The 24,948-nt window shown below is 63.8% G+C and carries 29 protein-coding genes; 20 read left to right on the plus strand and 9 right to left on the minus strand.

Annotation, left to right across the window (positions count from 1 at the left end; translation table 11 throughout):
- Positions 1-95 precede the first annotated feature (95 nt).
- The 3 genes from FJ957_RS25300 to FJ957_RS25310 all read right to left on the minus strand — a co-directional run bounded on the left by FJ957_RS25300 (position 96) and on the right by FJ957_RS25310 (position 2,287).
- Positions 96-1,085, minus strand: a complete 990-nt coding sequence (locus FJ957_RS25300) for a glycosyltransferase family 2 protein (RefSeq protein WP_246685960.1) — start codon at positions 1,083-1,085, stop codon at positions 96-98.
- Position 1,086: 1 nt separating this feature from the next.
- The gene (locus FJ957_RS25305) at positions 1,087-1,632 is read right to left on the minus strand and encodes a dTDP-4-dehydrorhamnose 3,5-epimerase family protein (RefSeq protein WP_246674225.1); all 546 of its coding nucleotides are present in this window, start codon (positions 1,630-1,632) and stop codon (positions 1,087-1,089) included.
- Between the two features lie 130 nt (positions 1,633-1,762).
- Positions 1,763-2,287 carry an outer membrane protein assembly factor BamE gene (locus tag FJ957_RS25310; RefSeq protein ID WP_140835529.1) on the minus strand — a complete coding sequence of 175 codons (525 nt, stop codon included), beginning with the start codon at positions 2,285-2,287 and terminating at the stop codon, positions 1,763-1,765.
- 117 nt (positions 2,288-2,404) lie between these two features.
- On the opposite strand from FJ957_RS25310, the gene FJ957_RS25315 reads away from it, so the two are divergent.
- The 7 genes from FJ957_RS25315 (at position 2,405) to FJ957_RS25345 (ending at position 7,183) form a co-directional block, all read left to right on the plus strand.
- Complete coding sequence (locus FJ957_RS25315; protein ID WP_140835530.1) at positions 2,405-2,947, plus strand: ubiquinol-cytochrome C chaperone family protein; 543 nt, start codon at positions 2,405-2,407, stop codon at positions 2,945-2,947.
- An 11-nt stretch (positions 2,948-2,958) separates the two neighbouring features.
- Positions 2,959-3,507 carry a YceD family protein gene (locus FJ957_RS25320; RefSeq protein ID WP_140835531.1) on the plus strand — a complete coding sequence of 183 codons (549 nt, stop codon included), beginning with the start codon at positions 2,959-2,961 and terminating at the stop codon, positions 3,505-3,507.
- A gap of 130 nt (positions 3,508-3,637) precedes the next feature.
- Positions 3,638-4,705, plus strand: a complete 1,068-nt coding sequence (gene plsX / locus FJ957_RS25325) for a phosphate acyltransferase PlsX (protein ID WP_140682547.1) — start codon at positions 3,638-3,640, stop codon at positions 4,703-4,705.
- A 9-nt stretch (positions 4,706-4,714) separates the two neighbouring features.
- Entirely contained in the window at positions 4,715-5,686 is a 972-nt protein-coding gene (locus FJ957_RS25330) for a beta-ketoacyl-ACP synthase III (protein ID WP_140835532.1), read from the plus strand.
- A gap of 104 nt (positions 5,687-5,790) precedes the next feature.
- Positions 5,791-6,114 (plus strand): integration host factor subunit alpha, encoded by a 324-nt coding sequence (locus FJ957_RS25335; protein WP_140835533.1) that lies wholly within the window; start codon positions 5,791-5,793, stop codon positions 6,112-6,114.
- A 132-nt stretch (positions 6,115-6,246) separates the two neighbouring features.
- Entirely contained in the window at positions 6,247-6,786 is a 540-nt protein-coding gene (locus FJ957_RS25340; RefSeq protein ID WP_042640150.1) for a MerR family transcriptional regulator, read from the plus strand.
- A gap of 94 nt (positions 6,787-6,880) precedes the next feature.
- Positions 6,881-7,183 (plus strand): DUF883 family protein, encoded by a 303-nt coding sequence (locus tag FJ957_RS25345; RefSeq protein WP_140835534.1) that lies wholly within the window; start codon positions 6,881-6,883, stop codon positions 7,181-7,183.
- A 75-nt stretch (positions 7,184-7,258) separates the two neighbouring features.
- On the opposite strand, the gene FJ957_RS25350 is transcribed toward FJ957_RS25345, so the two are convergent.
- The 3 genes from FJ957_RS25350 to FJ957_RS25360 form a co-directional block, all read right to left on the minus strand.
- Entirely contained in the window at positions 7,259-7,519 is a 261-nt protein-coding gene (locus FJ957_RS25350; RefSeq protein WP_140835535.1) for a hypothetical protein, read from the minus strand.
- Between the two features lie 609 nt (positions 7,520-8,128).
- The gene (locus tag FJ957_RS25355) at positions 8,129-8,323 is read right to left on the minus strand and encodes a hypothetical protein (protein WP_140835536.1); all 195 of its coding nucleotides are present in this window, start codon (positions 8,321-8,323) and stop codon (positions 8,129-8,131) included.
- Between the two features lie 222 nt (positions 8,324-8,545).
- Positions 8,546-9,154 (minus strand): hypothetical protein, encoded by a 609-nt coding sequence (locus FJ957_RS25360; protein ID WP_140835537.1) that lies wholly within the window; start codon positions 9,152-9,154, stop codon positions 8,546-8,548.
- Between the two features lie 294 nt (positions 9,155-9,448).
- On the opposite strand from FJ957_RS25360, the gene FJ957_RS25365 reads away from it, so the two are divergent.
- From FJ957_RS25365 to FJ957_RS25395, 7 genes are all read left to right on the plus strand, one after another.
- Positions 9,449-9,715, plus strand: a complete 267-nt coding sequence (locus FJ957_RS25365; protein WP_140835538.1) for a helix-turn-helix transcriptional regulator — start codon at positions 9,449-9,451, stop codon at positions 9,713-9,715.
- Between the two features lie 154 nt (positions 9,716-9,869).
- Positions 9,870-10,328 (plus strand): YbaK/EbsC family protein, encoded by a 459-nt coding sequence (locus FJ957_RS25370; protein ID WP_140835539.1) that lies wholly within the window; start codon positions 9,870-9,872, stop codon positions 10,326-10,328.
- Positions 10,329-10,575: 247 nt separating this feature from the next.
- Positions 10,576-11,904: an NAD(P)H-dependent oxidoreductase gene (locus FJ957_RS25375; RefSeq protein WP_140835540.1), complete on the plus strand. Its 1,329-nt coding sequence runs from the start codon at positions 10,576-10,578 to the stop codon at positions 11,902-11,904.
- A 2-nt stretch (positions 11,905-11,906) separates the two neighbouring features.
- Positions 11,907-12,935: a thiamine pyrophosphate-dependent dehydrogenase E1 component subunit alpha gene (locus FJ957_RS25380; RefSeq protein ID WP_140835541.1), complete on the plus strand. Its 1,029-nt coding sequence runs from the start codon at positions 11,907-11,909 to the stop codon at positions 12,933-12,935.
- Positions 12,935-13,933, plus strand: coding sequence for an alpha-ketoacid dehydrogenase subunit beta (locus FJ957_RS25385; RefSeq protein WP_140641599.1), 999 nt, complete (start codon positions 12,935-12,937; stop codon positions 13,931-13,933). Before FJ957_RS25380 ends, FJ957_RS25385 begins: the two co-directional genes overlap by 1 nt.
- A gap of 3 nt (positions 13,934-13,936) precedes the next feature.
- The gene (locus FJ957_RS25390; RefSeq protein ID WP_140835542.1) at positions 13,937-15,286 is read left to right on the plus strand and encodes a pyruvate dehydrogenase complex dihydrolipoamide acetyltransferase; all 1,350 of its coding nucleotides are present in this window, start codon (positions 13,937-13,939) and stop codon (positions 15,284-15,286) included.
- Between the two features lie 137 nt (positions 15,287-15,423).
- Positions 15,424-16,581 (plus strand): DUF930 domain-containing protein, encoded by a 1,158-nt coding sequence (locus tag FJ957_RS25395; protein ID WP_140835543.1) that lies wholly within the window; start codon positions 15,424-15,426, stop codon positions 16,579-16,581.
- 84 nt (positions 16,582-16,665) lie between these two features.
- Here the strand turns inward: FJ957_RS25395 and FJ957_RS25400 are convergent, their stop codons facing one another.
- Both FJ957_RS25400 and FJ957_RS25405 read right to left on the minus strand, forming a co-directional pair.
- The gene (locus FJ957_RS25400) at positions 16,666-17,340 is read right to left on the minus strand and encodes an HAD family phosphatase (protein WP_140835544.1); all 675 of its coding nucleotides are present in this window, start codon (positions 17,338-17,340) and stop codon (positions 16,666-16,668) included.
- Positions 17,341-17,429: 89 nt separating this feature from the next.
- Positions 17,430-18,071: a hypothetical protein gene (locus FJ957_RS25405; RefSeq protein ID WP_140658570.1), complete on the minus strand. Its 642-nt coding sequence runs from the start codon at positions 18,069-18,071 to the stop codon at positions 17,430-17,432.
- A gap of 190 nt (positions 18,072-18,261) precedes the next feature.
- On the opposite strand from FJ957_RS25405, the gene FJ957_RS25410 reads away from it, so the two are divergent.
- The 5 genes from FJ957_RS25410 to ptsP are packed head-to-tail and all read left to right on the plus strand — an operon-like array spanning position 18,262 to position 22,982.
- Positions 18,262-18,699 carry a transcriptional regulator GutM gene (locus FJ957_RS25410; RefSeq protein WP_140641475.1) on the plus strand — a complete coding sequence of 146 codons (438 nt, stop codon included), beginning with the start codon at positions 18,262-18,264 and terminating at the stop codon, positions 18,697-18,699.
- Positions 18,700-18,752: 53 nt separating this feature from the next.
- On the plus strand, positions 18,753-19,520 hold the full coding sequence (locus FJ957_RS25415; protein WP_127867858.1) for a PTS glucitol/sorbitol transporter subunit IIC: 768 nt from the start codon (positions 18,753-18,755) through the stop codon (positions 19,518-19,520).
- Positions 19,521-19,535: 15 nt separating this feature from the next.
- Positions 19,536-20,540, plus strand: a complete 1,005-nt coding sequence (locus tag FJ957_RS25420) for a PTS glucitol/sorbitol transporter subunit IIB (protein WP_140835545.1) — start codon at positions 19,536-19,538, stop codon at positions 20,538-20,540.
- Positions 20,541-20,566: 26 nt separating this feature from the next.
- Positions 20,567-20,947 (plus strand): PTS glucitol/sorbitol transporter subunit IIA, encoded by a 381-nt coding sequence (locus tag FJ957_RS25425; RefSeq protein ID WP_140835546.1) that lies wholly within the window; start codon positions 20,567-20,569, stop codon positions 20,945-20,947.
- Between the two features lie 49 nt (positions 20,948-20,996).
- Positions 20,997-22,982 (plus strand): phosphoenolpyruvate--protein phosphotransferase, encoded by a 1,986-nt coding sequence (gene ptsP / locus FJ957_RS25430; protein WP_140835547.1) that lies wholly within the window; start codon positions 20,997-20,999, stop codon positions 22,980-22,982.
- A gap of 17 nt (positions 22,983-22,999) precedes the next feature.
- Here ptsP and FJ957_RS25435 read toward each other — a convergent pair whose 3' ends face one another.
- The gene (locus FJ957_RS25435; protein ID WP_140835548.1) at positions 23,000-23,782 is read right to left on the minus strand and encodes a hypothetical protein; all 783 of its coding nucleotides are present in this window, start codon (positions 23,780-23,782) and stop codon (positions 23,000-23,002) included.
- Positions 23,783-23,933: 151 nt separating this feature from the next.
- Here FJ957_RS25435 and FJ957_RS25440 point away from each other — a divergent pair, with 151 nt between their 5' ends.
- Positions 23,934-24,947 carry a sugar-binding transcriptional regulator gene (locus FJ957_RS25440; protein WP_140835549.1) on the plus strand — a complete coding sequence of 338 codons (1,014 nt, stop codon included), beginning with the start codon at positions 23,934-23,936 and terminating at the stop codon, positions 24,945-24,947.
- The last annotated feature ends 1 nt before the right edge of the window (position 24,948 follow it).

Below are 24,948 nucleotides of genomic sequence, written 5' to 3' on the forward strand. Positions count from 1 at the left end.
CGCGGCGGCTATTCCATGACAAAGCCCGCGGGAGCGATCCCGCGGGCTTTGTTTTTCGGCATGACATCCTTCATGCTTTCCGCCCGGGGGGGCACTCAACCGGCCTCTGGCCTTTCGCTGTCATGGCGATAGCGGGCCAGCAACGCTTCGGCATCCGGTTCGCGTTCGGGCATTGGCGGTAAGCCGCGTGTCTGGCGCAGCATGGCAATGAACGCGCCGTGGCGAAATTGGCGGCGGAAGGAACGCGCTCGCGGATGTATGCCGAGGGCAGCCAGCAGCCTGCGTTTGAGGTAGCGGAAGCGCTTGAGGGGAGCCGGTTCCTCGGCGTTGCCAAGAATCCTGACGCGCAACGCGTCTGGCGAACTCATCGCGTTCATCAGTTCTTCCTGCTCCTGCGCCGTATCACGCGCATAGCTGCCTTCGCGCTTGCCCGAATGCAGCATGAGCACGGTCAGATGCGGCATTGTCGCAATCACCGCACCGTTGCGCCATGCACGGAACAGCCAGTCCTGGGAACTCTCGCAGACGCACTGGCTGGCCGGGTGCCATGGCCCAAGTCTTGGCAGCGACGTTCTCCGGACCATTTGCGCGGAGCCGAAGCCGACTGTGGTGACCGGGTCATAGAAGCCGTGCCGCCCCGTCCCGAGGATCATATGCCTGGAACCTTTGCTCGCGGCCGACTCGATGACCGCACCCCGGGCGATCACCACATCGGCGCCGGTGGCGTCGATCCAGCCGCTCATGGACGTCAGATGGTCGGGAAACCATAGGTCGTCATGGTTCAATATGGCAACGAAACGGCCGCGTGCTCTGGCAAAGCCGATATTGTTAGGCCCCGACTGCTCGCCGAAGTTCACAGGAAGATCGATATAGGAGATGCGGGCGTCGCCGAAAGCGGCAACCGTTGTCGCTGTGTTCGGCCGGCACGCATCACCAATCACCATGGCTTCCCAGTCCTGCAGGGTCTGACCAACGAGGCTCTTCAGCGTTTGATGCAGCACCGCCGGACGATTGTGCGTCGCTATCACGACCGAGACCAGCGGTTCGATCGGTCCGATCGGCGCGCCTTGACCCGCCTGTTCCACGCTACACCAGCTTGTAGGGGATCTGTTCGGTGTCCGGCGGCAGGCGCCAATGGTCGGGCGCGTCATAGGCGTAGGCCTTGTCGACGAGGTTGAGCACCAAAGCAGTCTCCGCTCCGAGCGCGACGACACCGTGCCAGACGCCGGGCGGAATGATGACGATAGCGGGCCTGACCGCTCCAACAATCTTGTGCCAAACCGTGCCGAATGTCGGCGAGGCCTTGCGCCCGTCGAACAGCGAGATTCGAACGCTGCCCACCGAGCAAAAAAGCCGGTCGGTTGTGACGCCATGGGCATGCCATCCCGTCACCGCGCCGGGATAAAGCGTGCGCTGAAACACCTGTCCGACCGGAAGTCCGTCGAGATCCCATTCCTCGCGAAAAACCTCGGTGAGGTAGCCGGTCGAAGTCGCGACAGGTCGGATTTCCTTGAGCGCGACGCCGTCGATTGTCGGCGCTTCGACGACAAGCCAGTCAGGTGTCACGGTTTGCCGGTCAGGCGTGCCTGTCGCCATCCAACCTTGCGGCACAGTACGATCGCTGTTGCCCATGACCGGTCCCCATCCCCAGAAAATTGATAGGGGGACGCCGGAATATAAGCAAGTATGCGTCTTGGCCGCACCTAAACAAAACCCGCCGGCGAGGCGGCGGGTTTGATTGTTCCGCAGGCCGTCGATAGACTTAAGGCGTACCGCCGCTGCCGCCGCCGGGGATGCCGGGCGCCAGCTTGCTGGCGCCGCTGATGATCTGGCTGAGGAAGTTCTGGTCCTTGCCGCCGGTCGGCGTCGTCCTCGAGATGAAGTCGAAGACCTTGCCGTCCTTGAGGCCGTAGTTGGCGATCTGGGTGACGCGGCCGTCGGCGCCGAAATAGACCGCCAGCACATGCTGGTCGATGATGCGGGGGTTGTCGAAGGCGACATAGCGCTTGCGCGTTTGCGAGATGTAGTAGAAGGCCTCGTTGTCGAAGGTCGCCGTCGTCGACGGCGTGCCCAGCGCCAAAAGCACCTGTTCGCGGCTCGACCCGACCGGCACCGAATCGATCGCCTGCTGGTCGATGACGTAGCCTTTCGTCAGGGTTTCGCTCGGATGGAGATCGCCGAACATCTTGGACGAATTGCAGGCGGAAAGCACTGACACCACTACCAGCAGCGAAGCCACGCCCACAGGGGCGGGCGCAAAGAACGACTTGAATTTCAGCGCACCCAACAACAATTCTCCATCACATCCCCGCAACTTGCGCTGGGCCGCAAAACCGGTAAACCAGCTTGCATGCCGATGCAACAAGGCCAAATCAAACAACAGGTCCCCGGGAGACCGCCCTCAATGTTCCAGCGCCTTTTTGGCCGCGAACGCAGTGCCAACCGCGCTATCACCGACGCGCTCTACGCACAAATCGTGGCGGCGGCGCGGCAAACGGTGTTTTATTCCGACTGGAATGTGCCCGATACGCCGCTCGGCCGCTTCGAGATGCTGTCGCTGCACATGTATCTCGTCCAGCACCGGCTGCGTGGCGAGCAAGGTGTGGCCGCCGAGGTCGCGCAGGTGCTGATTGATGAGTTCTTCCTCGATGTCGAGCATTCGCTGCGCGAACTTGGCATCAGCGATGTCGGCGTGCCCAAACGCATGAAGAAGCTGGCAAAGATGTTTTACGGTCGTACGGCCGCTTATGACGACGCGCTCAAGGAAGACGACCGGGTGGCGCTTGCGGCGGCGCTCGCCCGCAACGTCAGGCCGGACTCCGGTCCCTGGCCGCAGGCGCCGCTGCTTGCGGACTATGTCTGCGAGGCTAGCCAGAAGCTTGCCGCGCAGCCGACCGAATCGATCGTCGCCGGCATCGCCGCGTTCCCGGCCGCCGGGGCCGCGTGAAGGAGGCCGAGATGAAAGGCGACGAATTGCGCAGCCCTGTATCCTTTGTCGCCAATGTCGCGCGGCTGCCGCAAAAGGGCCTGCCTGTCCTGATCGAGGCCGATGAGCGCCAGCGTGAGGCGCTTGCCGCCGAATACGAACTGCTTTCGGTCGAGCACTATCGCGCCGAACTGCTCGTGGCCTCCTGGAGGCGCAATGGCGTCAAGGTCACCGGTCGCGTCGAGGCCGACATCACGCAGGCCTGCATCGTCACGCTCGATCCGGTGACCGCGCATATTGACGGGCCCGTCGAGGCGCTGTTTCTGCCCGAGCAGTCTAAGCTTGGGCGCGAGGGTTTCGAGGGCGGCGGCGAGATCATCCTCGACGCCGACGGACCGGACAGTCCGGAAACATTTTCCGGCGACACCATCGATGTCGGCGCGCTGGCCGAACAGTTTTTCGGCCTGGCGATCAACCCTTATCCGCGCAAGCCGGGAGCCTCGCTCGACGTCGCCGGCGACGATCAACCCGAAGAAAGCGAATTCCAGAAAAAGCTGCGTTCGCTGCTCGGAAAATCCTGAGAGTGGTCCGGATTTTGGAAAAGTTGGTTGTGCGTAGGCGCAAAACCGCTATTTTCGCCGAACCTTCGCGAGCCCCCTTACCTTGGCAGGCGTCCGCCGCAAGCCAGGCAACCCGTGAGAAAAGCACTACGTGATCAGGATTTCCATCGATGCCATGGGCGGCGATCACGGACCGAGCGTGGTCATCCCGGCGCTGATGACGGTCGCCATCCGCCGCCCTGACATCCGCTTCGTCATCTATGGCCGCGAGGACGTGGTGCGTCCCGAACTCGCCAAGTTCCCGAAACTCGCCGAGATAAGCGAGTTCGTCCATTGCGAGATCGCGGTGCGCATGGACGACAAGCCGAGCCAGGCGCTGCGCCATGGCCGCTGGAAGTCGTCGATGTGGAAGGCCGTCGAGGCGGTCAAGAACGGCGGCGCGCAAGCCTGCATCTCGGCTGGCAATACCGGCGCGCTGATGGCGATGTCGAAATTCTGCCTGCGCACCATGGCCACCATCGACCGCCCGGCGATCGCGGCGCTCTGGCCGACGACCCGCGGCGAAAGCGTGGTGCTCGATGTCGGCGCCACCATCGGCGCGGATGCGCACCAGCTTATCGATTTTGCCATTCTGGGCACCGGCATGGCGCGCTCGGTGTTCGGCATCGAGCGGCCGAGCGTCGGCCTGCTCAATGTCGGCGTCGAGGAGATCAAGGGCCAGGAAGAGGTCAAGGAAGCCGGCCGCATGCTGCGCGAGGCCAACATGGCTTCAATGAATTATCGCGGCTTCGTCGAGGGCGACGATATCGGCAAGGGCACGGTCGACGTGGTGGTTACGGAGGGTTTTGCCGGCAACATCGCGCTCAAGACCGCCGAGGGCACCGCAAGGCAGATCGCCGGCTATCTGCGCGCCGCCATGAGCCGCACGCTCATGGCCAAGATCGGCTACGTCTTCGCCAAGGGCGCCTTCGACAGGCTGCGCGAGAAGATGGATGTCGGACGCTCCAACGGCGGCGTCTTCCTGGGATTGAACGGCATCGTGGTGAAGAGCCATGGTGGCGCCGATTCGGACGGCTTCGCGGCCGCCATCGAACTCGGCTACGACATGGTGCGCAACAATCTGCTTGACCGGATCGAGGCTGACCTCGATCTGTTCCATGCGCGCAACCCGACCGCGCAGGCAAACAGGAAATCCGGCGTCGCCGACGCCGAGGAATAGGAAAGAGCCTTGATCAGATCAGTCGTGCGCGGCAACGGTGCCGCGCTGCCCCGCCGCATCATGAAGAATGCCGACTTCGAAGGCATGGTCGAAACCTCCGACGAGTGGATCGCCCAGCGCACCGGCATTCGCCAACGCCACGTCGCGGCCGACGACGAGACGACAGCCTCGCTTGGTGAGGCGGCGGCGCGCGCGGCGCTGGACAGCGCCGGCATGACGCCCGCCGATATCGACCTCATCATCCTGGCGACCTCGACGCCCAACAACACGTTCCCGGCGACCGCTGTCGAAATCCAGAACCGGCTCGGCATGCATCACGGCTTTGCCTTCGACATGCAGGCGGTGTGCTCGGGCTTCGTTTATGCGATCGCCACCGCCGACCTTTATATCCGTGGCGGCCTGGCCAAACGCGTCCTGGTGATCGGTTCGGAAACATTCTCGCGCATCCTCGACTGGAGCGACCGCTCGACCTGCGTGCTGTTCGGCGACGGCGCCGGCGCGCTGGTTCTGGAAGCGGAAGACGGAGCCGGCGCGATTACCGATCGCGGCGTGCTGGCGGCGAGCCTGCGTTCCGATGGCGCGCACAAGGACAAACTCTTCGTCGACGGCGGTCCTTCTACCACGGGAACCGTCGGTCATCTGAGGATGGAAGGCCGCGAAGTGTTCAAGCATGCCGTCGGCATGATCACCGATGTCATCGAGGCGACCTTCGGCGAGGCCGGCATAACGGCCGAGGACCTCGATTGGTTCGTGCCGCATCAGGCCAATAAACGGATTATTGACGCTTCCGCCAAGAAGCTCGGGATTGCCGAGCAGAAAGTGGTGGTCACCGTCGATTTACACGGTAACACCTCGGCTGCGTCGGTGCCGCTCGCTTTGTCGGTGGCCGTCGCCGACGGCCGCATCAAGAAGGGCGACCTCGTGCTTCTCGAGGCGATGGGTGGAGGTTTCACCTGGGGCGCGGTATTGCTCCGCTGGTAAGTGCCGAACTCGCCGGTTCGGTTCTTGACCTTGCCGGATCAATTACTTAGGCTCAGCCTTTACCTGTATCGATTTACGTTTTTGCGAGCAGATGGGACGGTCGCATGGGGGCAAAGACACTTACGCGTGCCGACCTTGCTGAAGCCGTTTACCGGAAGGTTGGCTTGTCGCGAACTGAATCGGCGGAGCTGGTCGAGGCCGTCCTCGATGAGATCTGCGAGGCAATCGTCCGCGGCGAGACGGTCAAGCTGTCGTCCTTCGCCACCTTCCATGTCCGTTCCAAGAACGAGCGCATCGGCCGCAACCCCAAGACGGGTGAGGAAGTGCCGATCCTGCCGCGCCGGGTGATGACGTTCAAATCGTCGAACGTGCTCAAGAGCCGGATCCTGCGCTCGCATCAGAACAGCAAGGGCAAGGGCGGCAAATAGTTTGCTGGCGAATGTGGTTGAAAACCGCCGGCCGTTTTGACGTCGGGCTTGAATATCGTTTCATAAATCGCTGAAATAAGGCGCGATTCGGCATTATGAGCCGGGTCGCGGTCCAGTGTGGAGGATTGGCCCATGGACAAGAGCCCCGACGCTTTCCGCACCATCAGCGAAGTCGCGGAAGATCTCGATCTGCCGCAGCATGTGCTGCGGTTCTGGGAGACGCGCTTCACCCAGATCAAGCCGATGAAGCGTGGCGGCGGCCGGCGCTACTACCGGCCGCAGGATGTCGAACTGATCAAGGGCATCAGGCATATGCTCTACGATCAGGGCTATACGATCAAAGGCGTGCAGAAACTGTTGCGCGAAAACGGCAACCATTTCCTGGTCGCCATCGGCAATGGTGACATGGCCGCCGTGGAGGCGATCGCCCAGCGCCGCCAGGCCGAGCAGGTGCCGCTGACGGCCGCCGCGCAGCCGCGCGGCGACGAAGACGCGCTGGTCGGCCAGCCGAAGGTGAAGCCCAGCCGGCGTTTCTTCGGCCTCGGCAAGAGCGACGACGAAGGTCCGGTACAACCAGACGCCTCGAAATTGTCGCGTGACAATCGCGCCTTGCTGCAGGAGGCGCTGTTCGATCTGCTGGAATGCAAGCGCCTGCTCGACCAGGTTCGTTGAACGGTCGTCATTCGACTTGATGCCGCGCGCTCGACCTGCCGGAACTGGCTCTGCGTCCATGCGTTAGGCCTTCTCGAAGAGAAGGACAACAAGCATGGCATCGTTTTCGACCCTCTCCGACGTCGATATCGACAAGCAGGTCGCGGCGCTTTCACGACAATTGCACGATCTCAAGAAGGTTTTGGCCAGGCGCGGCGACGCCTATTACGAGGATGGCCGCGAGGCGGCGTCCGATTATTATTCGCAACTTGCCGATCGCCTCCACGAGGCGCTGCCCGCAATAAGGCGCAAGGGCAGGGCCATCGAGCGTACGGCGCGAGATCACCCGGCGACGGCCGCCGCCGTCGGGCTGGTCGTGGTCGGATTGCTTGCCGGCCTTCTTATCAGCCGGCGCTGATCGATCGACGTGATTGAAACAGAAATGGCGGCCGTCCTCGACGGTCGCCATTTCCGTGCCATTTGGCTACAGCGATCAGTTCGCGAGCTTGAGCCGCGCCTTCGGATCGACCTTCATGACCTGGCTGCACTTGCCGTAGACGGTGCCGTTCTTGTCGGTGGCATCGGTATAGGTGCCTTTGCAATCCAGCTGCAGCACCAGGCAGGAGCCATGGCCCTTACAGACCGCGCCGCCGTCGCCGGTCGGATGCGTGCCGGCAAATGCCGGAGCCGAAACCGAACCGAAAGCCGAAAAGACGAGAGCCGCGGCGAGGCCGATACGCTTGAAGTTGGTCATTTGAGCATTTCCTTCCATCGGTTGTTGGGATCGCCGTCCTGGCGTCCCCGTTGGGATGAGGAGCACCTTCGCGGTGCCCATGACCGCTTAGTGTTGGCTCCAATGGAAAGGTTCATATGCCGCGCGATTTTTTTCGTTTGGTCGGCGACGTCTGCGTTCAGCCGTCAAACTTATCGGTGCCCCGCATCGCGCATCTGGCACGCAGCGCTTCGGCATAGAAGCGGCTCATTCCGCGATGCCGTCGCCTGAGATGGCCGAGTCTTCGCCGCCGGCAAGCAACCCGGCAGGGATATCTTCGGGATTCCGCCCGGCCCACAGCGTTTCCGCCACCGCATCAGCTCGTTGTAGCGCGTCGGGGCGGTGGGATTTGGCCAATAGCCGAGCTTCACGGCGAAGCGGGCAACGAGAGCCGGATGGCGGAAGCGTGAGGACGACACGGGCGACCGCCGGCACCAGGCAGTGTCTGGCCGAAAGATCGGCGCAGGCCCCCGTTAGACGTAGTCCGGAGCGCGGTTCGACATCACCGGATGTTTAAGCCGAAAAGTCCGATGGGAAGACTGGTCCGCTCTGGCAGCGAAGGCCTGCCTTCCCATCGGCAGAAGGGAAGGATCAGGCCTTCTTCGGAGCCATCTTCTTGTGGTGGTGATGATGGTGGTGATGGTGGCGGTGATGATGCCTGTGGTGATGACGATGATGGTGATGCTTCTTCATCGGAGCCGCGTCGGCGCTGGTGGCGCCGAGGATCGGCATGGTCAACGCCAGGGCCAGAGCCAGCCCAAGCGCGGAGAGGAGGGACTTCTTCATGACTTCGTTTCCTTTTTACGCGGGCCTTCCGAGATTCACCGGAGCAAATCGGTGACCCAAGCCTCGCGATAGGGACTATCCTCCTGGTTTTTTTCGACAATTTTTCCCAAATGTAGATTTTTGTTTCTGGATTGTTTCTGAGGAGCCCTCTTGCGCCGCGCGCCCGCCCTGGCCGACGAGATTGCGCGCTCCTCGGAAATCCAAGGATGCGGCCGCCTGGCCTCACATAGGCGGCGCGATGCCGTGATTCCCGACCACGACCCGGTTGGCCACGAGCTTGCCGTCGCCGCCGCGCTCGGCGTTGACGAACACCGCGATGCCCGGCGTGAGATCCGCCGGCGTGGCGGCGGCGAATGTCACGATCGGTGTCGTCTGCGGAATCGCGATCTGTTTCTTCTGGCCGTTGTCATAGGTGAGCGTGACCGTGCGGCCTTCGATCTCGGTGACATCGGCGACGGTGCCGTTGGTCATGCGGCTGTTGGGCTGCAGATCCCAGTCGCGGTCGCCTTCGCCCGTGCCCTTCAGGGCCGCCGGGAAGATCACGACTTCCAGCGCGCCGTTGCCGCCATCGGCCTTGGAAATCGAGGCGATGCCAAGAAAATCGCCTTGCTTGATATCGGCTGCCGATGCCTTGGCGACGCCCGAAATCTTCCAGCCGTCGGCAAGCGCGATCGCATCGGTCTTGCCGTTGCGATCCTTCACCGTCAGCGTCGATCCGGCAACGCTGACGACGGTGCCTCGAACGCGTGTGGCGTCCGCCGCCTGCGCTTCCGTCGAGCCGACGACGCTCGACATGGCGCCAAGCACAATTGCGAACGATTTCAAATTCATGGCATTCGATTCCGTGAAACGCCCGGCGCGCGGGTTTGGCTGCCGGTGACGGGTAAGCTAACGAATCGAGGCGTCGAAAATGCCGGCGAATCGGGCCGCCGACCTTCAAAAGAACTTGATTGAGCGCCGCGCGGCCTTACATGTACGAAGCCCGAGGCATTCGGCCAAAACGCTTTTCACGATGGCGTGACGCCGCATCGGTGCTCTTGGCAAATCATTTGTTAACGAGCATTCTCCCGCCGTCTCAGGCAACGCCGCTTTTCATCCGACCTGTTTCATCTTTAAGGAGTTGCCATGCCCAACACCGCACGAAACGCTGTTTCAAACGACATCATTGCCGCGCCCGGCCTCAATCCGTTGAAAGCCGCTCGCGAAACGAGGGGATACACGATCGAGGAACTCTCCTTGACCTGCGGTCTGGCCGTGGGCGAGATCGTCGACATCGAGGATGGCAAGGACGCCGACCCCGCCAAGCTCCGGCGCATCGCTTCCGCGCTGCAAGTGCCGGAAGAGGAATTGATCAGGGTGCCGTCCGCAGAGAATCGGCCCACACAGCAATAGGGACGCCAGAAGCGTCCATCCAGGAGCCCGCCGCGGGTTGGCCCGGCGGGCTTTTTAGTGCCTGCAAAGCGCAGGCGCTGGCTCTTGCCAATAACCGCCATGCCATGCGATTCGCCGAGCGCTGCTGTTCGACAGACCTGACGAGGGATTCACCATGAGCTTGGAATCGGTCCGCGCCTTTCTTGCCGAGCACGCGCCCGATGTCGAAGTCATCGTCACCGAGGCAAGTTCCGCAACAGTGGCGCTGGCGGCGGAGGCGCATGGCGTCACGCCGGCGCAGATCGCCAAGACGATCTGCCTGCGCGTCGCTGACGAGACCATGCTGGTCGTGACCAGCGGCATCGCCAGGCTCGACAACCGCAAATTCAAGGACAGGATGGGCGGCAAGCCACGCATGCTGGGCGGCGAAGAGGTGCTGGCAGCCACCAGCCATCCGCCGGGCGGCGTCTGTCCGTTCGGCCTGCCGGCGCCGCTGCCCGTTTATTGCGATCTGTCGCTCAAAGCCTTCGGCGAGGTCGTTCCGGCAGCCGGCGCCACCAATGCCGCGGTGCGCATCACGCCGCAGCGCATGGCCGATCTGGTCGGCGCCGTATGGGTCGACGTTTGCCAGTAACAATTGCCGCCTAGATATCTTTTCATGGTTCGTCGAGGGCCGTAGCGCGGTTTTTGACCGACGTTCGGCCGACCGCTCGCTCCATTTGGTTTGGTACGGGCGCCGCTGCCCGTGCCTTTAGCCGTTGCGCCTCGAGCCATTGGAAAAGCGTCGACCAATGGCCAAATTCTGGACATTAGTCTTGACAGAAATACATATGTTCAATACCGGTCAAGCAACCGAACAGCATGCGATATGGGAGGAATACATGGCATCCAATATTTCGTTGACGGGCCTTGCCCGCGATCTTGAGGAACGAGCCAAGTCGGGCAAGCCCATCCGCATCGGCCTGATCGGTTCCGGCGAAATGGGCACCGACATCGTCACCCGCGTCGCCCACATGTCCGGCATCGAGATCGGCGCTATTTCGGAACTGAACCTGCCGGCGGCCAGCAAGGCCGTCGATATCGCTTTCCAGGAAACCGGCCATGCGCGCGAGGTGTCCAACGCTTCGGCGATGACCTCGGCCATGGAGGCCGGCAAGATCGCCGTCACCAGCGATTCCAGCCTCGTCATCGGCAATGACCTCATCGACGTCGTCATCGACGCGACCGGCGTTCCGGCCGTCGGCGCCGAGATCGGCCTGCGCGCCATGGAGCATGGCAAGCATCTGGTGATGATGAATGTCGAGGCAGACGTCACCATCGGCGCCTATCTCAAGAGCGAAGCCGACCGCCTCGGCGTCACCTATTCGCTGGGCGCCGGCGACGAGCCGTCTTCCTGCATGGAACTGATCGAATTCGTCTCCGCCATGGGGCATCCGATCGTTGCCGCGGGCAAGGGCAAGAACAACCCGCTCAACATCGACGCCACGCCTCCGGATTATGAGGAGGAGGCAAAGCGCCGGCATATGAATGTGCGCATGCTGGTCGAATTCGTCGATGGTTCGAAGACCATGGTCGAGATGGCGGCGATCGCCAACGCGACCGGGCTGGTCCCCGACAAGCCGGGCATGCACGGTCCGGCGGCGACGCTGGGCGAATTGTCGAAGGTGCTGGTGCCCGAGAAGGACGGCGGCGTGCTGTCGAAGGTCGGCGTCGTCGACTACTCGATCGGCAAGGGTGTCGCGCCCGGCGTCTTCGTCGTCGCCGACATGTCGCATCCGCGCATCTCGGAGCGCATGGAAGACCTGAAGATGGGCAAGGGCCCGTATTTCACCTTCCATCGCCCCTATCACCTGACCTCGCTGGAAGTGCCGCTGACTTGCGCCCGGGTCGTGCTTTACGGCAAGGCCGACATGGTGCCGCTGGCCAAGCCCGTGGCCGAGGTCTGCGCGGTCGCCAAGAAGGATCTGAAGCCCGGCGACAAGCTCGATGCCATCGGTGAGTATTGCTATCGCGCCTGGATCATGACGGCCCCGGAGGCCCATGCGGCGCGCGCCGTTCCCTGCGGCCTGCTGCAGGGCGGCTCCGTCACCCAGCCCATCAAGAAGGGCGAGCTCATCACCTATGCCAACGCGGCGCCCGCGCCGGGCTCGAAGATCGCCGAACTGCGCGCCCGCCAGGACAAGCTCGTTTACGGCGCTGTGGAGGCGTGATCATGGCTGGAGCCAGCAAAGCCGTCGTGGACAGCCGGGCCAACCTGCCTTTCGTCTATCGCCAGTACAGTCCGGAGCAGCTCAGGGAGGTGCTTCATAAGATGTACCTCATCCGCCGCTTCGAAGAGGGCGCCGAAGAGTGCTACATGCGCGGCCTCATCCATGGCACCATGCACCTGTCGATCGGCCAGGAAGCCAGCGCCATGGGCATCTGCATGCCGCTCGCCGAGGATGACCAGATCACCTCGACGCATCGCGGCCATGGCCATTGCATCGCCAAGGGCGCCGAAGTCAGCCGGATGTTCGCCGAGTTCTTCGGCAAGACCACCGGCTACTGCAAGGGCCGCGGCGGCTCCATGCATATCGCCGATGTCGCCAAGGGCAATCTCGGCGCCAACGGCATCGTTGCCGGCGGCATTCCGATCGCGGTGGGTGCTGGGCTCTCGTCCAAGATGATGAAGACCGGCAAGGTCGTTGTCTCCTTCTTCGGCGACGGCGCCAACAACGAGGGCGCCTTTCATGAGGCGCTGAACATGGCGGCGATCTGGAAGCTGCCGGTGATCTTCGTGTGCGAGAACAACGGCTACGGCATGTCGACCTCGACGGCGCGCTCGACCGCGGTGAAGAACATCGCCGAGCGGGCGGCCGCCTATTCGATGCCCGGCGTCATCGTCAACGGCAATATCTTCTCCGAGGTGGCCGAGGCGTCCTTCAAGGCAGTGGAGCGGGCGCGTGCGGGCGAGGGGCCGACGCTGATCGAATCCAAGACCTATCGCCATCGAGGCCATTCCAAGAGCGACCGCAACCGCTACCGCACCAAGGAAGAGATCGAGGATTGGATGGCGAACCGAGATCCGATCACGCTGTTCGAGACCGAACTGCGTGACTTCGGCTTCATCGACGACCAGGGCATCCAGGCGATCCGCGACGCGGTCGCCAAGGAGATCGCCGATGGCATCGAGTTCGCCAAGGCGAGCCCGGCGCCCGAGATCGCCGCCCTTGCGGACTACGTTTACACGGAGCATGCGTGATGGACGCCGTGGTGCGTGAACTGAGCTACGCCCAGGCGATCCAGGAAGCCATGGCCATCGCCATGGACATGGACGAGCGCGTCTTCCTGATGGGCGAGGACATCGGCGTCTATGGCGGCGCCTTCCAGGTGACGGGCGATCTTGTCGAGCGCTACGGCAGCGACCGTGTCATCGACACGCCGATCTCGGAACTGGGCGGCGCCGGCGTCGCGGTGGGCGCCGCCGTCACCGGCATGCGGCCGATCTTCGAATTCCAGTTCTCGGATTTCGCCACGCTCGGCATGGAGCAGATCGTCAACCAGGCGGCCAAGATGCGCTTCATGCTCGGCGGCGAGGTCTCGGTGCCCCTGGTGATGCGCTTCCCGGCCGGCTCCGGCACGGGCGCCGCCGCCCAGCATAGCCAGAGCCTCGAGGCCTGGCTCGGCCATGTACCCGGCCTCAAAGTCATCCAGCCGGCAACGCCGCACGATGCCAAGGGCATGCTGCTTGCCGCGGTCGCCGATCCGGACCCGGTCATGATCTTCGAGCACAAGCTGCTCTACAAGATGAAGGGCCATGTGCCGGAAGGCCATTACACCGTTCCTATCGGCAAGGCCGAGATCCGCCGCGAAGGCCGCGACCTCACCATCGTCGCCACCTCGATCATGGTGCAGAAGGCGCTCGATGCCGCGGCCGTGCTGGAGGGCGAGGGCATCGACATCGAAGTGGTCGATCTGCGCACGATCCGTCCGCTCGACAGGCAGACCGTCATCGACAGTGTGAAGAAGACCTCGCGCCTGCTCTGCGTCTATGAGGCCGTGAAGACGCTCGGCATCGGCGCGGAAGTGAGCGCGCTCGTCGCCGAAAGCGAGGCGTTCGACTATCTCGACGCGCCGATCGTGCGGCTCGGCGGCGCCGAGACGCCGATCCCCTACAATCCGGATCTGGAAAAGGCGACGGTGCCGCAGGTTCCCGACATCATCGCCGCCGCCCGCGACCTCGTGAAAGGGGTCCGCTGAGCGATGCCGACCGAAGTCATTCTTCCCAAGGTCGACATGGACATGGCGACCGGACAGATCTCGCGCTGGTTCGCCGAAGAAGGCGCCAAGGTCAAGAAGGGCGACGTGCTCTTCGAGATCGAGACCGACAAGGCGGCGATGGAGATCGATGCGCCGGCCAGCGGCACGCTGCGCGACGTCACCGGCAAGGAGCGCGTCGACATTCCCGTTGGCGAGCCGGTGGCGTGGATTTATGCTGATGACGAAGTCTACGCGCCAATCTCCCCCCTCGTGGGGGAGATGTCGGCGAAGCCGACAGAGGGGGGCGCTGTCCCGCCAACCTCTCACTCTGTCGCGCCCCCGTCTGGCCTGCCGGCCATCTCCCCCACCAGGGGGGAGATCAGCCAATCGCAAGGGCCCGCCCGAGCCACGCCTTTGGCTCGACGCTTGGCCCGTGAGGCAAATCTGGACCTCTCGGCTATAGCAGGCAGCGGTCCGCGCGGCCGTGTTGTGCGCGCCGACGTTGAGGCCGCAGTTGCCGGCAAAGGCGCGGCCACCCCTGCTCAGACGGCCGCCGAGATTCCGGCGGAACTTCCATCCGCTCCGTCCCCAGCACCCAGGCCGATGTCGGACGACCAGGTGCTGAAGCTGTTCGCCGAAGGCTCCTACGAGCTCGTGCCGCATGACAATATGCGCAAGACGATTGCGCGCCGCCTGGTCGAGGCGAAGTCCACCATTCCGCATTTCTACCTGACGCTCGACTGCGAGCTCGACGCGCTCCTGGCGCTGCGCACGCAGTTGAATGCCGCAGCGCCGATGAGGAAGACCGACAAGGGCGAGGCGCCGGCCTACAAGCTCTCCGTCAACGACATGGTCATCAAGGCGATGGCGATGGCGCTGATGGCGGTGCCGGACGCCAATGCGTCGTGGACCGAGAGCGCCATGGTCAAGCACAAGCACGCCGATGTCGGCGTTGCGGTGTCGATCCCCGGCGGCCTGATCACGCCGATCATCCGGCATGCGGACGAAAAGACGCTGTCGGTGATCTCCAACGAGATGAAGGACCTGGCGAGCCGCGCCAGGAGCCGCAAGCTGAAGCCGGAAGAGTATCAGGGCGGCACCACCGCTGTTTCCAATCTGGGCATGTTCGGCATCAAGGACTTTGCCGCCGTCATCAACCCGCCGCATGCGACGATTTTGGCGGTCGGCGCCGGCGAGGAGCGGGCGGTGGTGAAGAAGGGCGAGATCAGAATAGCCACAGTGATGTCGGTGACGCTCTCGACCGATCATCGTGCCGTCGACGGCGCGCTTGGAGCGGAATTGCTCGGCGCGTTCAAGCGCTTGATCGAAAACCCGATGGGCATGCTGGTGTAAGCCAACCCTGCAGGCACTTGATCCGGCTTGCTCTTAACGCCGCGGACCCTCCGATCACCGACTTGTCAGGCCGGCAGCTCGTAGGAAACCCGGCCTAGCGCTTGAAGCCGCCGCTATTTCGTTCCACATCGGGCGCTATGAACGGCAAGATGCGGGAATGGTTTCGGAATTGGCGGTGGGCCTTGGCCGCATCGCTATTCCTGCATGCCCTGATCGCAGCGTTCCTGCTTTTTGGCCTGCCGAGACCCGACCAACAGCCGGATCAGCAGGAACAGCCGGTCAATGTCGCGATCGTGCCGCCGCCCGATCAGCCCAAGCCGAAGCCCGCTCCAAAGCCGCCGGAGCCGACGCCTGAAAAGAAGGCTGAAAAGCCGCCTGAGCAGGCCGCGCAAAAGCCGCCGCCTCCGCAGCCACCGAAACCGCAGGACATTCCGGTTCTGAAGCGCGTTTTCCAGTATGGCGAGAAGGATACCGGCCCGGAGAAATCTCTGAACGGAGGCAGCGCTCCAGCCAACGCGCCGTCGCCAGCCCAAAATGAACCAGCGAAGCCGCCGGTCGCACCGAAGCCGGCGCCCGACCAGCCAGCCGCTGCAACGCCCGAGCAGCAGGCCAGCAAGGTCCAAGAGAAGCCGGCAACCGCCCCACCGGACGAAAAACCCGCGCAAAGCGAGGAGAAGCAGGCGACCGAGGACACTGACAAGCAGCAGCCGGACAAGGCGTCGCAACCCGCCGAGAACCAAGCGGCCGAAGCGCCAAAGCCGTTGACGGCCGAAGCCGGCGACAAGCCCGCACCTCCATCGTCAACCGAAAAAGCAAAGCCTAAACCTTCCAAGGCGATGAAGTTCAAATCGGCAAGAGCCTTGAGATCGCCAAGCGGTAACCCAGGAAGGTCAAACCCCGCCGACGCCGAGGTTGCGGGATCGCCGATCTATTCCGGTCTGCCGGGCGTCAGAAAGCTTTACTCGCCGGGTGCGACCGGCAACGCACTGGCCACAAGCTCGATGGAAAGCGTGCCGCGCGATCAGCGCGTTGCCAATCTTTGCGCCAACGTTCTGAACCAGGAATTGCAAAGTGCCGATTACTCGCCCAAATGGCTGCCGACTATTCCCCTGAAGCAGGGCAATGTTCTTAACCCTACGCAGGCTGCCTTCAGCACGACAACGCAATGGTACGATCTGAGCTTCCGCTGCGAGGTCGACGCCGATGCAACGAGGGTCCTGTCCTTCAACTTCCGTGTGGGGGGACTGGTCCCGCCCGGTGAGTGGACCCGGCGTCGTTTCCCCAGTCTCCGCTAGAGCGTGATCCCGAACCGAAAGCCAGCGAATGCAAAAAGTGGGAACCGGTTTTCGGAGAAGGTCATGCTCCAACAAAGAGTTGCATCAGGCCGGAACACCAAGCCCCGCCAATTGCCGGCCGACTTCGTGCCAGTCGGCGCAGATGAAATCGGCGCCGGCAGCCTTCAGCCGCGCACCGTGCTCGGGATAAGTGTGCCCGCCGCCGGTATAGCCGATCGCGATCATGCCGGCCGCGACCGCGCCCTGGACGCCGAGCGGCGAATCCTCGACCACGATGCAGTCGGCTGGCTTCGCCCCCATTTTCTCGGCGGCGTAGAGGAAGATATCGGGCGCCGGCTTGCCGTTCTTCACCATCGAGGAGGAAAAGATCGCTTCGCCGAAGAAGCGTGACAGCCCGGTCACCGACAGGCTGTGGTTGATGCGTTCGACCGAGGATGACGAGGCGACGCAGCGGTCGCCGGCAAGCGCGCTCAGGAATGGCGCGATGCCCGGCGTCGGCTTCAGTTCCTCGGAAAACAGCAGCTTGGTCTCGGCCCAGATATCGCCGTCCGCGGCGGCCGGAAACTGATGGCCGGTCAGTTCCCTGATTTTGACGATGATGTCGGACTGCTTCATGCCGATGCATTGGGCGATGATGCCGCCGTGGACGCCGGGCATGCCGTGTTTCTCGTAGACGCGCTCATAGGCTTTGGCGGCCAGCGGCTCGCTGTCGACGAGAACGCCGTCGCAATCGAAAATCATCAGTCTAGGTTGCGCCACGCGCTTCTCCCGGCTCCTGTGCCAATGCGCACATCGCTATCGATAAAAAGTCAGATGTTCAATAGTCGGGCGGCTACGTCCCCAACGCTTCAAAGCTGGCGCAGCGCCTCGCTGACCGGCGTGGATCCAAGCGCGCGCTGCATGGCCTGGCGCGACTGCGCGCGGTCGGGCGTGATCCAGTTGGGCTCGGCGCCGAGGAAGCGGTCGAGAAAGGCCACGGCATAGGCGGGCATTTCCGTTGCGTTCTCGCGGTAGGACCACCAGGTTCGCAGGTCGTCGGCGCATTTGTCGATGCTGGGCGCCGTGCCGAACTCCTGCTCGTGCACGGCCAGGATCGCCGATACGCAATAGTTGGTATAGAGGAAGCCTTCCGGCCAGAAGCGCACGATTTCCGCCGTGCCGGCATTGGCCTCGGTCTCGATCATGTCGGTGAGGCCGGAAATCTCCCGCGCCGGCGCCTGCCGGATCAGCTCGCGCAGCACAAGCCCGGCGGCGAAGACGATGAAGTCCGCGCGGTCGACGGCAGCGAATCGTTTCTGCGCTTCCATGACTTCGATCCAGTCGAGGAAAGCGCGGGTCAACTTGGCCTCGTCGATCTCGAAGCGCACGCCGAACGTTTCGGACACCACCTTCGCGCTGCTGCGGAAGGTGGCGCGGAACCAGCGCAGCTGCCGCAGCCGGTGGCGAAGGTCCGGCATAAGCGCGAGTTCGTGCCTGAAAGGCAGGTCCATGTCTCATTTCCCGTTTGACGGCAGGCTAGCACAGGCGTTGCCGATGCCGAAATCGGTCAGCCGCCTGTGGAGCGTTATGACGGCTAATATAATACATGTTGACATTCGAGGAAACAAATGTTCTCACTTTCGGGTCATCTCACCTCCGTCCAATATGCGTCGGAGGAACGAGAGTCGGGAGGAGTACCGAATGGCGATCTGGCAGTGGGCGCTGCTTCTGCTGTTTGTTGTCTGGGCGCTGCAATCGCTGGGCGTCTGGCTGCAGATGCGGCATTATTCGGACGTCTTCAAAGGCGTCACCGGAGAGTTCAAGGACGGCTTCGTCGGCGCCGGCAATTTCCGCGGCCGGCTTGCCAAGGGCACCATCGCGCTGATCGTCGTGACGCCGGATCTGATCGTGCGCCGCATGATGGTCATGAGCGGCCGCTCGGTGCTGACCAAGTTCAAGCGACATGAAGAATTCGAGGGTGTCCCCCTCGATCGACTCCGGTCCAACCCTGCGATCATGGGGGAGGGGGAACCCGGTGTGGCCGAGGCCGTGAAACGGGCGATCGAGCAGATCGACCGCGCGCGGTCGGAGCCGGGGAAGAAGCCGGGCCTGTCCGGCTTGAACGTAGCAAGGGCATAAACGGACGCCGGCAGCCGGCTGGGAATGACCGGCAGGGGTCATAAGGAGGAGAAATGTCTGTAATTTCGTTATTGGCGCAGCATGCCGACTTGGCGGTGCATAACCTGCATGTCGCAGGCACCATGGTCTCGGACGCTGCCTGGCACGGCAAGCTCGGCGTCGAGCATGCCACCGATCACCTTGTTGTCCTGGCGCAGGCGACGACCGACAACGCGCCGGTCACCGCCGATCAGCTGAAGGAACAGCTGAAGAACGTGCAGCAGGAAGAGCAGCTCGGCTGGCTGACCGCGATCGGCAAGTATTTCATCGGCATCTTCCAGAAGGGCGGCGAAGTGTTCGCCGGCTTCGTCACCGGCATCATCCCGACGCTGGTGGTGCTGATGACCGCCTTCTACGCCGTCACCGAACTGGTCGGCGAAGAGCGCGTTCACGGCCTGGCGCGCGGCGCCGGCCGCATCGCGCTGACCCGTTATACGGTGCTGCCGGTCCTGTCGGTGTTCTTCCTCACCAACCCGATGGCTTACACCTTCGGTTCTTTCCTGGAAGAAAAGCACAAGCCCGCCTTCTACGACGCGGCCGTATCCTATGTGCATCCGCCGCTCGGCCTGTTCCCGCATATCAACCCCGGCGAATATTTCGTCTGGGGCGGCATGCTGGTCGCGCTGCTCGACCTCGAGAAGCGGGGCGTCATCGCCAACGGCTACCATGTCAAGGTGGCCATCTGGTACGCCATCGTCGGCCTCGTCGTCATCCTGCTCAAGGGCATGCTGACCGAGCGCATCACGGCCATCATGGCACGCCGCCAGGGCGTCGAGCTCTAAGGGCGGGAGGACACCATGGCCAAGACATACAAGGCAGTAAAGATCTCGAAGGGGTCCACCGGCTGGGGCGGTCCGCTGGTCATCGAGCCGACCGAACAGCGCAGCAAGGTCGTGTCGGTAACCGGTGGCGGCATTCATCCGGTGGCGCAGCTTATCGCCGATATGACCGGCGCCGAGGCGGTCGACGGCTTCAAGGCGCCGCCGATCGAAAGCGAGATGGCGGTCGTCGTCGTCGACTGCGGCGGCACCGCGCGCTGCGGCGTCTATCCGCGCAAGCGTATCCCGACCGTCAATCTGACGCCGGTCGGCCAGGCGGGTCCGCTCGCCCAGTTCATCACGGAAGACATCTACGTTTCGGGCGTGAAGCCGGCCAATGTCACAATGGCGGACGGATCCGAAGCGGTCACCACTGCGGGGGGAGCAGCATCGATGAGTTCAAGCAACAACACTGCATCAAGGGCGGCCGAGCCGCTGCCGAGCGAGGGCGGGCTTATCGGCCTGATCAGCTCGATCGGCCGCGTCATGGGCCGGGTGGTCGGCATCTTCTTCAATTCCGGCCGCCGCACCATCGATCAGGTTATCCGCAACGTGCTGCCCTTCATGGCCTTCGTGACCATGCTGATCGGCCTGATCCTCTATACCGGCATCGGTGACGTGCTGGCGCAGCCGATGGGTCCACTGGCCAACAACATCGTCGGCCTGCTGGTCATCTCGGCCATCTGCGGCCTGCCGTTCCTGTCGCCCATCCTGGGACCGGGCGCGGTCATCGCGCAGGTCATCGGCGTCGCCATCATCGGGCCGCAGATCGCCAACGGCACCATCTCGCCCGCGATGGCGCTGCCGGCGCTGTTTGCCTACAACACCCAGGTGGGCTGCGACTTCGTACCTGTCGGTCTGGCGCTCGGTGAGGCCAAGCCGAAGACGATCGAAATCGGCGTGCCGGCGGTGCTCATCAGCCGTCAGATCATGGGCCCGGTCTCCGTGCTGATCGCATGGATCGTGTCCCTGATCGTGTTCTAAAACACTAGTAAAACGAGGTTCGCCATATGTCGGTTCTTCTCAAGACACGGGTCACGGCAATTGGACCCGAAGTGGCGGACCTCGCCGAGGGCGGCGTGGTCATCCTGTTCGCGGATGGCTCGCCTCCCGAACTGGCCGAGGTCTCCGTGCTGCACAAGACGGAGGAAGGTCCGAGCGACGATGCGCCGGCGACAGGCGCCTCGATCACGCTCGGATCGGTCTCGGCGACGATAACGGCGGTCGGCTCCACCGCGTGGAGCAAGGTTCGCGAGATGGGCCACGTCGTCATCTCCTTCAACGGAGCGACCGAGGCCGAAAGGCCTGGCGAAGTCTGCGCATCCGAGGTCGACACCGGAGCGCTCGTGGCGGCGCTTACGCCGGGCGCTGTCATCACCATCGCCGCCTGATAATATCCGCGCTGTCTGTCGACGGCGCCACAAACCTAGAGTTATTGCCATGGAACGCTCGACCATCGTCAGAGTGCATGAAGGTTTGCACGCCCGTCCCGCCACGCGGTTCGTGAAACTCGCAAAGGGTTTCGAATCCGATGTCGAGCTGGTCAAGGACGGCAAGGCGGTCAGCGCCAAGAGCTCGGTCAAGCTGATGCTGCTGGCGGTCAAGGAAAACCAGGAAGTCACCGTGCGCGCCAACGGCGCCGACGCGATCGAGGCTATCGAGGCGCTGATAGGCTATCTGGAGAACCCGCGCGCCGGCCTCGACGACGAGGGCGAGGCTGCCGAGGGAGGCTCCGAAGCCACAGCCGTCGTGTCCGTCCCGCAGGCTACGCCGCAGACCGCCGCGTTGCCGGATGGAGCACCGAAACTCCAGGGTGTCGCCGCCAGCGAGGGCGTGGCCATCGGACCGGCCTTTGCCCATTTCCCGCCCGAGATCGAAGGACCTGGCCGGCGCCTGCAGGCCGATGAGATCGACAGTGAGCTCGAGCGCTTCCGCGGCGCTGTCGCCAGCGTCCAGGCGCGCATGGACCGCACGCTCGCCGAGAACAACCTCTCCGCCGGCGACCGTGGCATCGTCGCGGCGCTGCGCGACATAGCCGCCGACGACAGCCTGACCGGCGAGGTCGAAAGGCTGATCCGGGGCGGTGACGACGCGGTCTCGGCGGTCATTGCGGCCGCGGCCACCATCGCCGCCGATTTCAGCGCGGTCGACGACCACTATCTCAACGCCCGGGCCGACGACGTCCATGCCGTTGGCCGGCAGATATGCCTGGTTCTGCTCGGCCAGGACGAAGTCAGCCTGGAGACGATACCGCAGGGTGCGATCCTCATTGCCGACGACATCGGCGCCTGGGATCTGGCGCGCGCGCCGCTGAAGCGCATCGGCGGCGTGATCTGCGGCCATGGCGGCGCCACCTCGCACATCGCCATCATCGCCCGCTCGCACGGCATTCCGGCGGTGCTGGGTCTGGGGGATAAGATCAACGAGTTGCGTGCCGCCAAGGAGGTCGCCATCGACGGCAATGCGGGGCACGTTCTCGTCGACCCCGACGAGGCCACGCGTGCTGATTTCAACAGGCGCATCGAGGCGGCGGCGCAGGAGCGCGCGGGCCTCAAGGTGTTCAAGGGCGTGACCCCGAAGCGCGCCGACGGCACCGTGATCGAGGTCGCGGCCAATATCGGCTCGCTGGAGGAGATCGAGGCGGCGCAGGAAGCCGGCGCCATGGGCGTCGGGCTGTTCCGCACCGAGCTGCTCTTCATGCGCCACATGCATCTGCCATCGGAGGACATGCAGGCCGAGACCTACAGCGCCTTGGCCAAGGCCTTTGCGCCGCACTCGGTCATCGTGCGCACGCTCGACATCGGCGGCGACAAGCCGATCGCCGGCATCGAATTTCCCGACGAGGAAAATCCCTTCCTCGGCTGGCGCGGCATTCGCATGTGCCTGGACCGGCCCGACATCTTCAAGCGCCAGCTGCGGGCGCTGCTGCGTGCCGCCGTCCACGGCAACATCAAGGTGATGCTGCCGATGGTTTCGGAGATTGCCGAGGTGACGCGCACCCGCGCGCTGGTCGAGGAATGCGCGGCGGAATTGAAGGCCGAGGGCGTGGCGCATGCAAGCTTCGACCTCGGCGTGATGATCGAGACGCCCGCCGCCGTGCTGATCGCGCCGGCGCTGGCAAGGGAAGTGGCGTTCTTCTCGATCGGCACCAACGACCTCACCCAGTACGTCATGGCCGCCGACCGCCTCAATCCGACGGTCGCCAAGCTCAATGACGTCACCAATCCGGCGGTGATGTCGGCGATCGAGCTGACGGCCAGGGCGGGTGTCGCCGCCGGCATCATGGTGGGCATGTGCGGCGAGGCCGCCGGTCGTCCGGACCTGATCCCGACCTTCATCGGGATGGGCCTGACCGAACTCAGCATGAGCCCGGCCTCGATCCAGCGCGCCAAGAAGACGATCGCGGCCATGGCGGCCGGGCGGTAGCGGATCCCTCGCGGCGGTTACGTCAGATGCGCGAGCAGCGTGGCGAGAACCGGTGTCAGTTCCTGGACGGCATTGGCCTGGGCGCAGGCCTGCCGGATGCGATCCTCCCGCACTTCGGCCGCCAGCACCGCGATCTCGAGAATGTCGGGCTCGGGCGTGCCGTCGGCCTTGGTCGCCAGTCCGCAGGCAAGCACCACCGGTGCAAGGCATCTGATGTCGAGAGACCGGTCGCCGGCGATCGCCGGGCCGGTCCCGACCTCCCCAGGCTGAACAGGCCGGTGGTTGAGGCATTCGACGAGAAGAGCCGCGCAGGCCGCCGCGACCTCATCCGTGGATGCCGCGTCGCCCGTCGCGGCAGCCAGAAGATCGGCGTGGCGCTTGCGCATCGCTGCGTGCACGGCGGAAAAGCTCGCCTCGTGAACGCGCGGATTGTCGATGCCGTAGCCGGCGAGAACCGCGCGGGTCAGATAATACATGTCACGCCTGAACTGGCGTTCGCCGCCGATCTGCCGGTCTTCATTGCCTTCCGGGAAATAGCTCCGCAGGCTTTTGACGGTCGTGCCGTCGACCTTGAGCGGCCGGGAGTGCGGAACGAAGGATTCGGCGATCGTCAGCGCCTCGTCGACAGCACTCGCGGCATGGCCAAGCAGGCTGCGGCCCGGGAAGGGCGGCAAATTGCCGGCGATATCGTGCGAGGCTTCGCCGGCGCTGTCGTGGCGGTTCTGGCGGATCGCGTCGCGCAGTTCCCGAAGCCGGTCCTTCAGGTTGGCGCGGACGTCTTCGGAAATTTGTCGCAGCATCGCCAATTGCCTCGAAACGCTGAAGCCGGTCACGGCTTGGGGCGCCAGTCGCCCTCTCTAGATTGTTCGTCTCGATTGGTAGATCAATAGGCGATATTTAACCAGCATGCAGAATCGGCGAGGCAGCATCATCGCCGGCTTGGAGGGGAAATTGGGCAGGCGGCGGCAGGGCGAATCCGAAAACGGCAGGGCGGCGGCTGAGGCCTCCGAGCAGGTCGTTAGCGAAAGCCGGACCGACCGCCTCAGGATCCGCGCCGCCTGGATGTATTTCGTCGAGCAGATGACGCAAAACGAAATTGCCGACGTGCTCGGCGTCGGCCGCGTCACCATCGTGCGCATGCTGGCGGAGGCGAGGGCGCGCAACGAGGTGAAGATCACCATCGAGAGCGAGCTTTTGGAGATCGTGCGGCTGGAGCGGGCGCTGGAGAAGACCTTTGGGCTGCAGCAGGCGCTGGTCGCGCCGCTCACAGATCCCAACGCCGATCCAATCCCGGCAATCGCCGCCAAGACCGGCATGTTCCTGTCCGACGCGATGAAATCCGGCATGCGGGTCGGCGTCGGCTGGGGCGTGACGCTATTCCATACCTTGCCCTTCATAAGCGCCAAATCGCTGACCGATTTCAGCGTGATTTCGCTGCTTGGCGGCGTCGGTGTCGCGCGCCGGGTCAACCCGGCCGAGTTCGCCTGGCGCTTTGCACAGATATTCCAGGGCGACGGCTATCTGATGCCGACGCCGGCCGTCGTCGACAGCGTCGAGACCAAGATAGCGCTGGTCGAGCGTTGCGGCCTGCAGGAGATCTTTGAGATGGCGGATGCGCTCGATGCCGTTCTGCTGAGCGTCGGCGGCATCGCTTCGGCCACCACCTTCTCGCGCGGCGGCTTTCTCAAGGAAGCGGACCGCGAAGCCCTGTTGGCGCGCGGCGCCGTCGGCGACCTTCTGTTCCATTTCTACGACCGCAACGGCGATCTGGTCGACCATCCCGTCAACAGCCACGTGATGTCGGTGGATGTCGACCGCCTGCGCAAGGCGCCGATCCGCATCCTCACCTCCGGCGGCGCCGAGAAGACCGAGGCGCTGCTCGGCGCCATGAACCTGATCGCGCCGACTATCCTGATCACCGACGAGGAAAGCGCGCGCCGCATGCTCGCGGCGCATGGGGTTTGAA

The organism is Mesorhizobium sp. B2-4-6 (genome assembly GCF_006442775.1).
GTDB lineage: Bacteria > Pseudomonadota > Alphaproteobacteria > Rhizobiales > Rhizobiaceae > Mesorhizobium.

What these genes read in the sequence shown, in the direction of transcription:
- FJ957_RS25305 (WP_246674225.1), bottom strand. Translation starts at nt 1,632, where the DNA reads ATGGGCAACAGCGATCGTACTGTGCCGCAAGGTTGGATGGCGACAGGC.
- FJ957_RS25315 (WP_140835530.1), top strand. Translation starts at nt 2,405, where the DNA reads ATGTTCCAGCGCCTTTTTGGCCGCGAACGCAGTGCCAACCGCGCTATC.
- FJ957_RS25320 (WP_140835531.1), top strand. Translation starts at nt 2,959, where the DNA reads ATGAAAGGCGACGAATTGCGCAGCCCTGTATCCTTTGTCGCCAATGTC.
- FJ957_RS25335 (WP_140835533.1), top strand. Translation starts at nt 5,791, where the DNA reads ATGGGGGCAAAGACACTTACGCGTGCCGACCTTGCTGAAGCCGTTTAC.
- FJ957_RS25340 (WP_042640150.1), top strand. Translation starts at nt 6,247, where the DNA reads ATGGACAAGAGCCCCGACGCTTTCCGCACCATCAGCGAAGTCGCGGAA.
- FJ957_RS25345 (WP_140835534.1), top strand. Translation starts at nt 6,881, where the DNA reads ATGGCATCGTTTTCGACCCTCTCCGACGTCGATATCGACAAGCAGGTC.
- FJ957_RS25350 (WP_140835535.1), bottom strand. Translation starts at nt 7,519, where the DNA reads ATGACCAACTTCAAGCGTATCGGCCTCGCCGCGGCTCTCGTCTTTTCG.
- FJ957_RS25355 (WP_140835536.1), bottom strand. Translation starts at nt 8,323, where the DNA reads ATGAAGAAGTCCCTCCTCTCCGCGCTTGGGCTGGCTCTGGCCCTGGCG.
- FJ957_RS25360 (WP_140835537.1), bottom strand. Translation starts at nt 9,154, where the DNA reads ATGAATTTGAAATCGTTCGCAATTGTGCTTGGCGCCATGTCGAGCGTC.
- FJ957_RS25365 (WP_140835538.1), top strand. Translation starts at nt 9,449, where the DNA reads ATGCCCAACACCGCACGAAACGCTGTTTCAAACGACATCATTGCCGCG.
- FJ957_RS25370 (WP_140835539.1), top strand. Translation starts at nt 9,870, where the DNA reads ATGAGCTTGGAATCGGTCCGCGCCTTTCTTGCCGAGCACGCGCCCGAT.
- FJ957_RS25375 (WP_140835540.1), top strand. Translation starts at nt 10,576, where the DNA reads ATGGCATCCAATATTTCGTTGACGGGCCTTGCCCGCGATCTTGAGGAA.
- FJ957_RS25380 (WP_140835541.1), top strand. Translation starts at nt 11,907, where the DNA reads ATGGCTGGAGCCAGCAAAGCCGTCGTGGACAGCCGGGCCAACCTGCCT.
- FJ957_RS25385 (WP_140641599.1), top strand. Translation starts at nt 12,935, where the DNA reads ATGGACGCCGTGGTGCGTGAACTGAGCTACGCCCAGGCGATCCAGGAA.
- FJ957_RS25390 (WP_140835542.1), top strand. Translation starts at nt 13,937, where the DNA reads ATGCCGACCGAAGTCATTCTTCCCAAGGTCGACATGGACATGGCGACC.
- FJ957_RS25395 (WP_140835543.1), top strand. Translation starts at nt 15,424, where the DNA reads ATGAACGGCAAGATGCGGGAATGGTTTCGGAATTGGCGGTGGGCCTTG.
- FJ957_RS25405 (WP_140658570.1), bottom strand. Translation starts at nt 18,071, where the DNA reads ATGGACCTGCCTTTCAGGCACGAACTCGCGCTTATGCCGGACCTTCGC.
- FJ957_RS25410 (WP_140641475.1), top strand. Translation starts at nt 18,262, where the DNA reads ATGGCGATCTGGCAGTGGGCGCTGCTTCTGCTGTTTGTTGTCTGGGCG.
- FJ957_RS25415 (WP_127867858.1), top strand. Translation starts at nt 18,753, where the DNA reads ATGTCTGTAATTTCGTTATTGGCGCAGCATGCCGACTTGGCGGTGCAT.
- FJ957_RS25420 (WP_140835545.1), top strand. Translation starts at nt 19,536, where the DNA reads ATGGCCAAGACATACAAGGCAGTAAAGATCTCGAAGGGGTCCACCGGC.
- FJ957_RS25425 (WP_140835546.1), top strand. Translation starts at nt 20,567, where the DNA reads ATGTCGGTTCTTCTCAAGACACGGGTCACGGCAATTGGACCCGAAGTG.
- ptsP (WP_140835547.1), top strand. Translation starts at nt 20,997, where the DNA reads ATGGAACGCTCGACCATCGTCAGAGTGCATGAAGGTTTGCACGCCCGT.
- FJ957_RS25435 (WP_140835548.1), bottom strand. Translation starts at nt 23,782, where the DNA reads ATGCTGCGACAAATTTCCGAAGACGTCCGCGCCAACCTGAAGGACCGG.